Source organism: Brevibacterium pigmentatum (assembly GCF_011617465.1).
Taxonomy (GTDB): domain Bacteria; phylum Actinomycetota; class Actinomycetes; order Actinomycetales; family Brevibacteriaceae; genus Brevibacterium; species Brevibacterium pigmentatum.
In genome coordinates, this window is the sequence record NZ_CP050153.1 from 2,586,011 (window position 1) to 2,598,414 (window position 12,404).

The 12,404-nt window shown below is 64.9% G+C and carries 11 protein-coding genes; 5 read left to right on the forward strand and 6 right to left on the reverse strand.

Annotated elements, in window-relative coordinates; genetic code table 11:
- Nucleotides 1-393: 393 nt before the first annotated feature.
- Nucleotides 394-2,184 carry an ABC transporter ATP-binding protein gene (locus GUY30_RS11645; protein ID WP_167197641.1) on the forward strand — a complete coding sequence of 597 codons (1,791 nt, stop codon included), beginning with the start codon at nt 394-396 and terminating at the stop codon, nt 2,182-2,184.
- On the forward strand, nt 2,181-4,034 hold the full coding sequence (locus GUY30_RS11650; RefSeq protein WP_167197643.1) for an ABC transporter ATP-binding protein: 1,854 nt from the start codon (nt 2,181-2,183) through the stop codon (nt 4,032-4,034). The genes GUY30_RS11645 and GUY30_RS11650 overlap by 4 nt, the downstream gene beginning before the upstream one ends.
- Before the next feature lie 2 nt (nt 4,035-4,036).
- Here GUY30_RS11650 and GUY30_RS11655 read toward each other — a convergent pair whose 3' ends face one another.
- Nucleotides 4,037-4,651, reverse strand: a complete 615-nt coding sequence (locus GUY30_RS11655) for a protein-L-isoaspartate O-methyltransferase family protein (RefSeq protein ID WP_167197646.1) — start codon at nt 4,649-4,651, stop codon at nt 4,037-4,039.
- A gap of 89 nt (nt 4,652-4,740) precedes the next feature.
- Between GUY30_RS11655 and GUY30_RS11660 the strand changes: the two genes are divergently transcribed.
- Nucleotides 4,741-5,259, forward strand: a complete 519-nt coding sequence (locus tag GUY30_RS11660) for an adenine phosphoribosyltransferase (RefSeq protein WP_167197649.1) — start codon at nt 4,741-4,743, stop codon at nt 5,257-5,259.
- A gap of 49 nt (nt 5,260-5,308) precedes the next feature.
- Here the strand turns inward: GUY30_RS11660 and GUY30_RS11665 are convergent, their stop codons facing one another.
- The 3 genes from GUY30_RS11665 to GUY30_RS11675 form a co-directional block, all read right to left on the reverse strand.
- Nucleotides 5,309-6,013: a hypothetical protein gene (locus tag GUY30_RS11665; RefSeq protein WP_167197652.1), complete on the reverse strand. Its 705-nt coding sequence runs from the start codon at nt 6,011-6,013 to the stop codon at nt 5,309-5,311.
- A 303-nt stretch (nt 6,014-6,316) separates the two neighbouring features.
- Nucleotides 6,317-6,769, reverse strand: coding sequence for a PTS sugar transporter subunit IIA (locus GUY30_RS11670; protein ID WP_167197655.1), 453 nt, complete (start codon nt 6,767-6,769; stop codon nt 6,317-6,319).
- Between the two features lie 123 nt (nt 6,770-6,892).
- The gene (locus tag GUY30_RS11675; protein ID WP_039211300.1) at nt 6,893-7,126 is read right to left on the reverse strand and encodes a PTS sugar transporter subunit IIB; all 234 of its coding nucleotides are present in this window, start codon (nt 7,124-7,126) and stop codon (nt 6,893-6,895) included.
- A 116-nt stretch (nt 7,127-7,242) separates the two neighbouring features.
- Here GUY30_RS11675 and GUY30_RS11680 point away from each other — a divergent pair, with 116 nt between their 5' ends.
- Together GUY30_RS11680 and GUY30_RS11685 are read left to right on the forward strand one after the other, a co-directional pair.
- Nucleotides 7,243-8,613: a PTS transporter subunit EIIC gene (locus GUY30_RS11680; RefSeq protein WP_167197658.1), complete on the forward strand. Its 1,371-nt coding sequence runs from the start codon at nt 7,243-7,245 to the stop codon at nt 8,611-8,613.
- 125 nt (nt 8,614-8,738) lie between these two features.
- Nucleotides 8,739-9,560 (forward strand): aldo/keto reductase, encoded by an 822-nt coding sequence (locus GUY30_RS11685; RefSeq protein WP_167197661.1) that lies wholly within the window; start codon nt 8,739-8,741, stop codon nt 9,558-9,560.
- A 132-nt stretch (nt 9,561-9,692) separates the two neighbouring features.
- On the opposite strand, the gene mdlC is transcribed toward GUY30_RS11685, so the two are convergent.
- Both mdlC and GUY30_RS11695 read right to left on the reverse strand, forming a co-directional pair.
- Nucleotides 9,693-11,312, reverse strand: a complete 1,620-nt coding sequence (mdlC, locus tag GUY30_RS11690; protein WP_167197664.1) for a benzoylformate decarboxylase — start codon at nt 11,310-11,312, stop codon at nt 9,693-9,695.
- A 95-nt stretch (nt 11,313-11,407) separates the two neighbouring features.
- Entirely contained in the window at nt 11,408-12,349 is a 942-nt protein-coding gene (locus tag GUY30_RS11695) for a D-2-hydroxyacid dehydrogenase family protein (protein WP_167197667.1), read from the reverse strand.
- Between the last annotated feature and the right edge of the window lie 55 nt (nt 12,350-12,404).

A 12,404-nucleotide genomic window follows, 5' to 3' on the forward strand; every position in this document is an offset into this window, starting at 1 on the left:
CCTAGGTTTCCTTCTCATCTCCGCATTAAAAAAGCCCCTCCGGATTCGGTAGGGGCGCGCGGAACGTGTCGTCTCGACAGGCTACGGAAGATCCGCGCGCTGGCTAATAACGACGACAAGAAGGTGAGTCATGCCTCAATAGTTCACCGCAGCGCTTGAGGGTGTCAAACCTCGCAATCGTTCGTCCCAACATTCGAGACTTCGGATAGTTGCCATGCGAGACTCGCCGAGGCGGCGCCGCGATCACATCTGCCCACGGTCCACGGCCCGTCAGCGCTATTCAGCAGTGTCATTCAGCGCAGAAAGACAGTCCGATTCAGCGCACAGAGAAACGGGAAGCCCGTTCGCCGGATTCGTGGAATAGGTCACAGTGTCCGACTAGGCTGGAGTATCGTGCGCCCCCTCCTCCGTTTCTGGCCTGATCTCCGCTCCCGCATCGGCGTATACGTGCTCGTGCTCGTCCTCACTCTCCTGGCCAACGGAATCCAGCTCATCGTCCCCGTGATCACCGGCTACATCGTCGACGGGCCCATCGCCCACCGCGATCTGTCGGCCTTGTGGCTGCCGATTCTCGGGGTGCTGTTCATCGGCATCGCCGAGGCGGTCGGAATGTGGGCGAGGCGCATGATCGTCGCTCCCGTCGTCTCGCATTGGGAGGTGACGTGGCGTTCGCGTCTGTTCGATCGTCTGCAGTACACCTCGGTGGCGATCCATGATTCCTGGGAGTCCGGCCAGCTGCTCTCGCGCGCGGTGAATGATCTGTCCCAGCTGCGTCGCTTCTTCGCGTTCGGTCTGCCGTTCCTCCTCTCCACACCGATCGTGCTCGCCGTCGGCACGGTGATGCTCGTGATCATGCAGCCCGTGTTCGGTCTGATCATGATCATCATGGCGGTGCCGGCGATCATCGCGGTCGCCGTCTTCGAGAAGCACTACCGCGAGACCTCCCGCCGGTCGCAGGACACCATGGGCGAACTGACCACGGACGTCGAGGAATCCATTCAGGGCATCCGCATCCTCAAGTCCTTCGGCCGCTCCCCCTGGGCCGCCGAGCGCTTCTCCGAGATCTCGACTCGGCTGAAGTCCTTGGAGATCCGCAAAGCGAAGCTCGACTCATGGCTGTGGAGCGTGCTCCTGCTGCTGCCGACCCTGGCGCAGGCCGCGATCGTCGCCGTCGGCACGTGGGGAGTCATCGAAGGCTGGACGACGATCGGCACGGTTGTGGCGGCGGTGACGATCTCGATGGTGCTGCGTATGCCCATCGAGATGCTCGGCTTCCTGCTCGCCGATGCGCTCATGGCGCTGACCGCCGCCGGCAGGTACTGGGAGGTCATCGACATCCGCCACGACATCACCGATACCGACGGCGGTGTCGACGACGCTCCCGAAGTCGGGCGGTACAGCGGGAAGCTGCGCTTCGACGATGTCGACTTCCATTTCGCCGATACCGAACGGCTGACACTGCAGGGCCTCGATCTCACCATCGAGCCCGGTCAGACCCTCGCTCTCGTCGGGGCGACCGGCTCGGGGAAGACGACGCTGGCGTCGTTGGTGCCCCGGCTGCAAGACATCTCAGCCGGGACGGTGAGCATCGACGACGTCGATATCCGGGATATGCCGGTCAACGAGCTGCGCCACCTCGTCTCCGTGTCCTTCGAGGATCCGATTCTGTTCTCGACCTCGGTCGCCGAGAATGTCGCGATGGGTGCGCCCGGTGCGAGCGAGGATGAGATCTGGGAGGCCCTCGAGATCGCGGCGGCGAAGGACTTCGTCTCCCGACTGCCCGATGGGTTGGACACGCAGGTCGGCGAGCAGGGGCTGTCGCTGTCCGGCGGTCAGCGTCAGCGCCTCGCTCTGGCTCGTGCGGTCATCGGGCGTCCGCGCATCCTCGTCCTCGACGATCCGCTCTCGGCCGTCGATGTCGACACCGAGGATCGGGTGCAGCGGGCCCTGCGGGAGATCCTGCCGGATTCGACGACTCTCATCATCGCCCACCGGCCCTCCACGGCGGCTCTGGCCGATGTCGTGGCTGTGCTCGATGAAGGACGGGTTGCGGCACTGGGCACGCACGAACAGCTGCTCGAATCCTCGAAGCTCTACCGCGAGCTCATGGGGGCGAGCGCGAAGTCCGATGCGCACACGCATCCGGGGACGACCGCCTCGGCGACGGGAGGAGGACCCTCATGAGCATGCCCCGTCTCGACAGCGACGACGAAATCGAGCAGCTGCCGCCGGACATTGCGAAGAAGGCGCGCGCCCTGCTGATGTCGCTGGTCAGGCCGCATCTGGCAATGGTCGTGTTCCTCGCCGTCATCGTCGTGCTCACAGCCGTCTTCATGGTCATCGGGCCGGTCTTCATCGCCGATGCCCTCGATAACGGCGTTCCGGCGGCGATCGACGGCGATATGGATCCGCTGATTCGGGCGGTCACGCTCTTCATCGTCTCGGCGGTCGCCGGGGCGATTCTGGCGTTCACGTCGACCCGGCTGGTCGGGATCACCGCGCAGAAGATCCTCTTCACTCTGCGCGAGCGGGTCTTCACTCATGTGCAGCGTCTTGACCTGGGCTATCACGAGAAGTCGACCTCGGGTCGGCTCGTGTCCCGGCAGACCTCGGATATGGAGTCGGTGCAGCAGTTCCTGTCGTATTCGCTCTTCGATACGGCGCTGGCGGTGCTGCAGATGCTCTTCATCGCCGTCACCCTGGTGGTCCTCGATATACCGCTGGCGATCGTCGTCTTCGCCGGGTTCGTGCCGCTGTTCTTCATCACGAAGTCCGCGCATTCGACTCAGCGCAGCGCCTACCGGCGGACGCGGACGTCGATTGCGAAGGTCATCGTCCACTTCGTCGAGACGATGGGCGGCATCCGCGCCGTGCAGGCATATCGCCGTCAGCCCGAGCGGCGCGGGACCCTGAGCGATCAGGATGCCCGCTACCGGGATGCGAACACGGATGCCCTGCGCGGGGTGGCGTGGTTCGCCGGGTGGACGCGGCTGATCGGCAACGTCACGCAGACGGTCATCATCGTCATCGGTGCGTGGCTCGTCATCGAGGGGTGGACGCAGATCGGCGTGCTCGCCGCGTTCATCCTCTACCTGCGCCGTTTCTACGGCCCACTCGACGAACTCGTGCAGGCGTTCAATCTCTATCAGTCCGCCTCGGCGGCGTTGGAGAAGATCGCGGCGGTCCTCGACACCGACCCCGAGGTGGTCGAACCGACCCAGCCGCGTGCGCTGCCTGAGCACGCGAGCGGTGCGGCCCCGTCTGCGGATGCCGACTCCGCACCGACGAACTCGGCCAGCGGTCGCGCCCTCGATCTCGATCAGGTCCGCTTCGCGTACGCAGACGGCCCCGATGTCCTCCCCCGCTTCAGCCTCCACATCCCTGCGGGGCAGATCGTCGCGCTCGTCGGGGCCACCGGCGCGGGCAAGTCGACCCTGGTCAAGCTCGTCACCCGCTTCTACGATCCAAGCGTTGGCCGGATCACTCTTGACGAGGTGGATCTGCGTGACCTCGATGACGCGCAGCTGCGATCATCGGTCGTCATGGTCACTCAGGAGTCGTTCCTCTTCGCCGGCACCATCGCCGACAACATCCGCATCGGCAACCCGAACGCCAGCGACGAGGATGTTGTTGCCGCAGCGACCGCCGTCGGCTTGGATGCGTACATCAGACGGCTGCCCGAGGGCTATGCCACGGATGTGAAGAAGCGCGGCGGTCGGCTGAGTTCGGGACAGCGTCAGCTCGTGTCATTCGCCCGAGTGTTCCTCGCCGATCCGGATGTCGTCGTCCTCGACGAGGCGACCGCTCACCTCGACATCCCGTCCGAACGCCTGGTGCAGAACGCTCTGGCCACGGTGCTCGAGGGCCGGACTGCGATCATCATCGCCCACCGCCTATCCACCGTCGAGATCGCCGACCGCGTGCTCGTGATGGAATCCGGCCGGATCATCGAGGACGGAACACCGGACGAACTCATCTCCGGCACCGGCAAGTTCGCGCAGCTGCACCAGGCCTGGCGCGACTCCCTCGTGTGAGGTCACTCGCTGACGAGCGGCACGAACCGGTACCAGCCGTGCCGAGTGATCGTCAGTTCGTCGGCGCCAGTGCCGCCACGAACGACTCGGAGCATCTCCCCCGCGACGGGAATGACCATCGTGGCACCGACGGCCAGCTGATCGACGAGCTCGTCGGGCAGTGAGTCGGCACCGGCGGAGGCGAGGATCCGGTCGAACGGGGCCTCAGCCGGGAGACCGAGGGCACCTGGAACGGCCTCGTGGATAGCCACCTCGGCGAGGGTCTCGCGGTCTGCGAACTCGGCGGTGACTGCCTCGATTGCTTCCCGCGAGGATTCGACGAGCTGCGCATGCCGTTCGACGCCGACCACTCTCCCGGTCGGACCGACCAGGACGGCGAGCAGCATCGACGTCCACCCGGACCCCGAACCGAGGTCGAGGACGACGTCACCCGGCTGAGGGTCGAGGAGCCGGAGCATGTCCGCGACGGTGCTCGGCTGCGAATTCGTCTGCCCCTGCCCGATCGGCAGGGGCACATTGTCGGAGGCGTGCCGTCGTTCCGCCATCGGCAGGAACGGTTCGCGTGGAACCCGGGCGAACGCCTCGGCGATTCGGTCGTGGTTCGCATGAGTTGTCATGGCTCCTCCGATCAGAAACGGCCTCCGGTACCTTCCATTGTGCCGATCCATGCGGAGGGCACAATGCCGTCACCGAGTATCGTTGTCCCGTGACTCAATCTGATCTCGCCCGCGCCCAGAGCCTCATCACCTCGATTCCCGACCATCCCGAACCGGGAGTGATGTTCCGCGACATCTCCCCGCTGCTGGCCGATGGCCCGGCCATGCGGGCCGTCACCGAGGCGCTCATCGAACCCTTCGCCGGACAGTTCGATATCGTCGGCGGGCTCGAAGCCCGCGGGTTCCTCTTCGCGGGTGCCATTTCAGCAATGATGGGCGTCGGAATCCTGCCGATCCGCAAAGCCGGCAAGCTCCCCCGACCGGCGGCCACCGTGTCCTACACACTCGAATACGGCACCGCCACCATCGAAGGCCCCGATGTCCTGAAGGAGGGCGAGCGCGTCCTCCTCATCGATGACATCCTCGCCACCGGCGGGACGCTCACAGCGGCCCAGTCCCTCGTACGCGATCTCGGTGCCGAGGTCATCGGTTCGGCAGTGGTCCTCGAACTGACTGAACTGGGCGGACGCGAACACACCGGTGAGGTACACGCCCTCTACGTCGAGTGAGGATGTCGCCCGCATCGCTCGGCGCCGACAATCGGCCTGCCGCGCGCACTCAGCGGCAGGTGTCGTAGATGGTTCGCAGCTGATCCTGAGTCGTCTGAGTTGCCGATGTGATCTGGCGGTCCGGATCCTCGTCATACTCGCATCCGCCTACGTTGGCTGAGCCTTTGGTCGAATAGTCAATGGTGCCGGTCGGATCTGAGCCCAGAGCCCAATCGAAGTACCAGGGCTGAGCGACTGAGGAATCAACCCGTTCGATGATGCCTCGCAGCCGACTGACCACGTCCGGTCCATCAGGGACGACCACGAAGAGCCCCGACACCTGATTGTCATCGATCACGACCTGCACTGTCATGGGGAGAATCGGTTCGATTGCGGTCTCCAGGCGAGCCTGCGCCTGCTCCGCGTAGGGGAAAGCCACGGCCCATTCAGTCTGGGCGGAGTCTCTGACCCTCAGGTCGAACTGTTCGGTACCGAGCTCTGCCCTCACTGCGTTGATCGTCCCGAAGACGTCGTTCTGCGGATCCGTCAGCTCCAGGACATCTTCGAAGGTCGTTTGTTCCGAAGCTTGACGCCATTCCAATCGGTTGACAGACATTTCTGATGCGAGCGCGAGAAGGTGCGATGCCCTGTCCGCCATGATGTCGCTGCTCGTAGCGTCTCTGATCTCGACTGCTCGACCTGACAAGAGCAACCTGAGTTCCTGATCGTAGCGATCGAACTCGTCGCCCGTCTCGTGGTCGAGTGCGGCGGCCACATCGACGGATTGGGCGGTTGATGCACCGGGGGCCATCTTGACGGTGTAAGTGATACTTCGGCCGGAGTCGAAACCGTTCTGGTACTGGGTCTCAACGTCCGCCACACCCGGTTTCCCGGACAGGACCGCGCCGATGTCATCTGCACGATCACTGAGATCAGGGCCCTGACATGCCGAGAGTCCAACGGCTCCGACGACAGCAACAATCAGGGCCGCGACTCGACGGCGGCGAGCTCCTCTTTCCAACATGCTCACCAACTTAGCGGAGGATCCTCAGCCTGCCTCCGCCGGGCCTACATCGCCTCAGCCGATACGGATGAGGCTGTCGCCCGCATCGATCGGCCCCGCCTCGGTGAGGGTCAGGTTCTCGGCGTCTGCTTCGAGGACGACGACCGGCACCACCACGGACTTCTCCGCCTCCCGTGCGGCTGCCAAGTCCCAAACGACGATCTCTTCGCCGGCCTCGACCTGTTGCCCGGCCTCGGCGCGGAGGGTGAAACCTGCGCCTCCCAGATGGACTGTGTCGATGCCCAGGTGGACGAGCACACCCTGATCGGGCCGGTGGGAGATGACGAATGCATGAGGTTTGAGGCTCGTCAGCTTTCCAGAGACGGGCGCCGTGACCGTCAGCGTCGCACCCTCACCGGGGTCGATGGCAGCTCCGGGACCGACGAGCGCCTTTGCGAATACCGGGTCGGGAACGTCCGTCAGGGGTACCACCGTGCCGGTGATGGGTGCAGCGATTGTGACTGCCATAGTCAGCAGGCCGCCTTTCTCCACAATCAGAAATATTTCGCCTAGACTGACCTCAGACTACAGACAAGGCTCACTGTCGACCAGAAGTTGCTCACCGGCGAGCAGAGGAGACGAAGACGTGACTCAGCCCATGAGGTCTTCGATATCATCGACGAGGTTGTCGGCCTCCGGACCGACGACGACCTGGACTGCGCTTCCCTGGACCACCACACCGAAGGCACCGGCAGCGGTGAGCGCCTGCTCATTGACGAGCGAGTCATCGTCGACCTCGACCCGCAGCCGGGTGATGCACGCTTCGATGTCGTCGATGTTGTCGGCACCGCCCAGTCCGGCGAGGATCTGCGCTGCTTTGTCCATGTCTGTCACCTTCATCTACGGCGCTAATGCGCCGGCGTCGATTTCACGTTCTGCGATCTGCGTCACAAGTCTACGGCGACTCGTGACCGTCTGCCCCACTTCCGAGGAGGAATCCGATGGCCATCCCATCCGCTGAGGCACCGAAGAAACGCAAAAAGGCGATACCGGGGTTCGCCCAACTCCAACGCATCGGCCGCTCTCTCATGCTTCCGATCGCCGTGCTGCCCGCTGCGGCCCTGCTGATGCGCTTCGGTCAGCCGGACATGCTCGGTGCAGACGGACTCGGCCAGTTCGCAAGTTGGCTGCTGCCGGTGGCGACGGTCCTCGCAGCCGCTGGTTCTGCTCTGTTCGACAACCTGCCGTTGATCTTCGCCGTCGGTGTGGCCATCGGATTCGCGAAGAAGGCCGACGGCTCCACCGCGCTGGCCGCGGTCGTCGGGTATATGGTCCTCACCGGAGTCTTCACGGCCATGTCTCCGAGCTTCGGCTCGGACAACGGCGAGGGTGAGAACGTCATCAACTTCGGAGTGCTCGGCGGAATCGTCGTCGGCATCATCACCGCCCTGCTCTATCAGCGCTATCACCGGATCAAACTGCCGACCTACCTCGGTTTCTTCGGCGGTCGTCGTTTCGTTCCGATCGTCACCGCGGTCGCGTCGATGGTCATTGCCGTGGTCATGGCCCTGATCTACCCCGTCTTCGACGCTCTCATCAACAAGGGCGTGGGCGGCTTCCTCATGGAGCACGGAGCCAATCCGGGCACCGGGTTCGTCTTCGGCACGATCAACCGCCTCCTCATCCCCTTCGGGCTGCACCACCTGCTGAACAATCTGCCGTGGTTCCAGCTGGGTTCGTGCACGACCTCCTCGGGGGACACCGCGCACGGCGACATCACCTGCTTCTTCTCCGGTGTGGACGGCACGGCCGACTGGACGGGGTCGTTCATGACCGGCTTCTTCCCGATCATGATGTTCGCCCTTCCGGCCGCGGCCCTGGCCATCTATCACACCGCCCAGCCGAACCGCCGCAAGGTCGTCGGCGGCATCATGCTCTCGGTGGCGCTGACCTCTTTCGTCACCGGTATCACCGAGCCGCTCGAATACGCCTTCGCCTATGTCGCATTCCCGCTCTACGCGGTCCACGCCGTGCTCACCGGCACGTCGTTTGTGGTGGTGAATGCACTCGGAATCAAATCCGGATTCGGCTTCTCGGCCGGTGCGCTGGACTATCTGCTCAACCTCGGACGAGCCTCCGAACTCTCCGGCGGCATCGGGCCCGTCCTGCTCCTGCTCGTCATCGGCCTGGCCTACGCCGTCATCTACTACTTCCTGTTCCGCTGGGCGATCATCAAGTTCAACCTGCACACCCCGGGTCGCGAAGACGAAACCGACACCGGCACGGGTGCTCCGTCGGTCTTCGACGAGGCCCAGATCGCCGCCGAGGAATCCACGGGCAAGAAACGCGCACAGGACGAAGGCAGAAGCTGAAGGAATGCTCCGGGCCTCGGTGACGTTATAGGCTCGGTTCGGCGCTCTCACCGGGTGCCGAACCGGCGGACCCGATCAGCCTCGGCTCCGTCCTGACCAGTGCATACGTGACGAAAGGCGGCACCATGACGGTTCCCACACTCACTCTCAACGACGGCAAGACGATCCCTCAGCTGGGCTTCGGCGTCTTCAAGGTCGACCCCGACGAGACGGAACGCATCGTCACCGACGCCCTCGAAGTCGGCTACCGCCACATCGACACCGCCGCCGTCTACGGCAACGAGGAAGGTGTGGGCCGGGCCATCGCGAAGTCCGGGATCGCCCGTGACGAACTCTTCGTGACGACCAAGCTGTGGAACGACCGCCACGGCGCAGAGGAGTCCAAACGCGCCCTCGGCGAATCCCTGGAGAAGCTCGGCCTCGACCACGTCGATCTCTACCTCATTCATTGGCCGACCCCGCAGAACAAGAATTCCGTCGAGACGTGGGAGGCCTTCCCCTCCTACCGCGATCAGGGCCTGACCACGTCGATCGGCGTGTCGAACTTCGACCACCGGTTCCTGCCCGAGATCCTCGACACCGGCATCATCCCCGCCGTCGACCAGATCGAGGTCCACCCTCAGTTCCAGCAGGTCGATACCCGTCCGCTGCTGGCCGAGAACGACATCAAGATCGAAGCCTGGGGACCGCTGGGACAGGGCAAGGTCGACTACGCGAGCACCGTCATCGGTGAGATCGCCGCCGCTCAAGAGAAGTCCTGGGCCCAGACCATCATCCGCTGGCACCTGCAGAAGGGTCATATCGTCTTCCCGAAGTCGAACAACCGCGACCGCATGGAGCAGAACTTCTCCGTCTTCGACTTCGAACTCACGGACGCCGAGGTAGCAGCCATCGGTGCGCTCGAAAACGGCGGTCGCGTCTCCGCCGATCCCGCCGAGGTGAACTGACCCCGTCAGCAATACCTCGCCGAGGCGGCCCTCCCATAGTCTGGACCGCTGAGAACGACGAAGCCGCCGAAGAGTTCCGACTCTCCGGCGGCTTCGTCGTTCTCGGTCAGGCGTTCATTCCGCCGGTTGTCCTCAGGCGCCGAGGACAACGGCGTCGATGAGCACCGGTCCGTCGGCCTGCAGCGCTTCCCGGTAGGCGGCGTCGAACTCCTCGCGAGTCGTGGTGCGGCTGGCCGGGACACCGTATCCCTGCGCCAGGGAGACGAAGTCGATCGTGCCCAGGGTCAGGCCCGGGGTGTCCGGGACTCCCATGCGCTCGGCGAATCCGGAGAGCGCACCGTATCCGGAGTTGTTGACGATGACGAAGATCGTCTTCGTGCCCAGCTGAGCGGCCGTGTACAGAGCCGTGAGCCCGTAGTTCGCAGAACCGTCGCCCACGGTGGCGACAACGGTCTTCTCCGGATCGCCGAGGGCCATGCCGACGGCGACCGGCAACCCGAAGCCCAGTCCTCCCGAGGCCGGGAAGTGATACATTCCGGGCCGGTCGATGACGATCCGCTCGAGGTAGTCGAGGTCGAGGGTGGTCGTCTCATTGACGTAGACGACACTGTCGTCGACGTGCTCGTTGAGGACATCGAGCACCTCGGTGCCGGCCATCCCCTGCTCCGATCGGGCAGGAGCGGTGACGGTTCGGGACCGGCGGTCGCCTCGGCGAGTTCCTCGATCGGTCGTCGCCTCCGCGAGGTCGGCGAGCGCAGCGGCGACATCGGCGACGACGGCGCGGCCGAACGGTGCCCGCGTCGCCTCCCGTGGATCCTGGGTGATCTGGATGACCTCGGTGCCCGGCTCCAGGTAGTTCGCCGGTTCCCAGCGGTGGTATCTGAAGGTGGCGGCGCCCATGACGAGGACGACGTCATGGCCGGACAGTCGGTCGCGCACCGACTTGATGCCCGGAACCAGGACGCCTTCGAAGTTCGGATGGGTTGTGGGGAACGGGCACCGCGTCGGCGAAGGCGCGACATAGACGGAAGCACCGAGGCGTTCGGCCAGCACCATTGCGTCCTCATAGACCGTCGGATCGGCGACTGCTGCGGCATCGACCTGCGGGCCGAGGACGAGGGCAGGGTTCTGCGCCCCGTCGAGGACGTCGGCGAGTTCGCGGCGCAGCGACTCCGGCATGGTGCCCGCCGTCGTCACCGAACGCTTCGCCAACAGCGCGTCGTCGGGAAGGGCCGGTTCGTCCCAGTCGTCGAGCGGAACGGACACATAGACGGGACCACTCGGCTGAGTACTTGCTTCGAGTGCCGCCTGCGACAAGGTGCGCGGCACGTCGGTGGCCGACAGCGGCTCGTGTGAGTACTTCACCAGCGGGGCGGGCAGGGTCGAGGCATCGACGCTGGCCAGCATCGTCTCCTGACCGACGGTGCGGCGCACCTGCTGACCTGCGAGGACGACGAGCGGAACGTGGCCGTAGTGGGCGTTCGTCAACGCACCCATTCCATTGCCCGACCCCGAGGCGGCGTGCAGATTGACCAGCGCCGGCCCTCCCGTGGCCCGTGCGTATCCTTCGGCCATGCCGACGACGACCTGTTCATGCAGACCGAGGACGAACCGGAAGTCATCGCCCAGTCCCGCGAGGAACGGCAGCTCGTTCGAGCCCGGATTTCCGAAGATCGTCGTCATCCCGTGGGCACGGAAGACCTCCAGACTCGCGTCGAGGACTGTCTTCTCACCTTCGGGCTGATCGGCCATTGTGCCTCTGCTTTCGTTTTGGGTGCTCTCGCGGTGGGGCGACGAGGGATGGCGTCCCTCTCACCTCACCATAGCCGTGGCTCATACGTTCCGGCTCAGCCGATCACGCGGATCGGCTCTCCCGAAATCCAGGCGGCGATGTCCTCGACAGCCTGCGTGAAGAAGATTCGGTAAGTGTCTTCGGTGACGTAGCCCAGGTGCGGGGTGAGCACGGTGCGCGGTGTGCTGCGCAGTCGATGGTCGACCGGCAGCGGTTCTTCGTCGTGGACGTCGAGTCCCGCGCCGCGGATCCCGCCGGCTTCCAGCACGGTGATGAGTGCATCGGTGTCGACGAGTCCCGAGCGGGAGGTGTTGACGAGGATGCTGTCGGGCTTCATCGTCTCAAGTTCGGCGGCTCCCACGAGTCCTCGGCTGCGGTCGCTCAGCTTGTAGTGGATCGTCACCACGTCCGCGGTGGAGAACAGTTCGTCCTTGCTCACCGCGCGCACGCCCAGGGCGTCCGCCCGTTCCGCGTCGAGGTTCTGGCTCCACGCCACGACGTCCATTCCGAAGGCCGCACCGACCCGCGCGACCTTCGTTCCCAGACGTCCCAGACCGACCACGCCGAGGCGGTGCCCATCGAGGTCTCCCCCGACGGTCGACTGCCAGCCCCCGCCTCGGACGGCGGCGTCCTCGGCCGGGATGCTACGCAGGACGGAGAGGATGAGTCCCCAGGTCAGCTCGGGTGTCGCCGAGGTGGTCGACTCGGTTCCGCAGACCACGATCCCCTGCGCACGCGCCGCCTCCACGTCGATGGAGGCGTTGACCCGTCCCGTGGTCACGAGCAGATGCAAGCCCGGCAGCCGTTCCAGCCGGACGGCGGTGAAGGCGGTTCTCTCTCGCATCGCCACAACCACCTCGGCGCCGGAGAGGACCTGCACCAGGTCATCGTCGTCGACGATGGGGCGATCGATGAACTCGACCTCGGCATCGAGACCGCTCCAGTCCGCGAACTTGCCTGCCACCTGCTGATAGTCATCGAGAACGACGATGCGCATGCTCCTCCTCGGTTGCTGTGAGATCTGACCGAGGCGGTGCAGACAATTCGTCCGC

Bases quoted from the DNA above. Each gene is read 5' to 3' on its own strand.
- GUY30_RS11685 (WP_167197661.1), top strand. From the start codon at position 8,739: ATGACGGTTCCCACACTCACTCTCAACGACGGCAAGACGATCCCTCAG.
- GUY30_RS11650 (WP_167197643.1), top strand. From the start codon at position 2,181: ATGAGCATGCCCCGTCTCGACAGCGACGACGAAATCGAGCAGCTGCCG.
- GUY30_RS11655 (WP_167197646.1), bottom strand. From the start codon at position 4,651: ATGACAACTCATGCGAACCACGACCGAATCGCCGAGGCGTTCGCCCGG.
- GUY30_RS11695 (WP_167197667.1), bottom strand. From the start codon at position 12,349: ATGCGCATCGTCGTTCTCGATGACTATCAGCAGGTGGCAGGCAAGTTC.
- GUY30_RS11675 (WP_039211300.1), bottom strand. From the start codon at position 7,126: ATGGACAAAGCAGCGCAGATCCTCGCCGGACTGGGCGGTGCCGACAAC.
- mdlC (WP_167197664.1), bottom strand. From the start codon at position 11,312: ATGGCCGATCAGCCCGAAGGTGAGAAGACAGTCCTCGACGCGAGTCTG.
- GUY30_RS11680 (WP_167197658.1), top strand. From the start codon at position 7,243: ATGGCCATCCCATCCGCTGAGGCACCGAAGAAACGCAAAAAGGCGATA.
- GUY30_RS11670 (WP_167197655.1), bottom strand. From the start codon at position 6,769: ATGGCAGTCACAATCGCTGCACCCATCACCGGCACGGTGGTACCCCTG.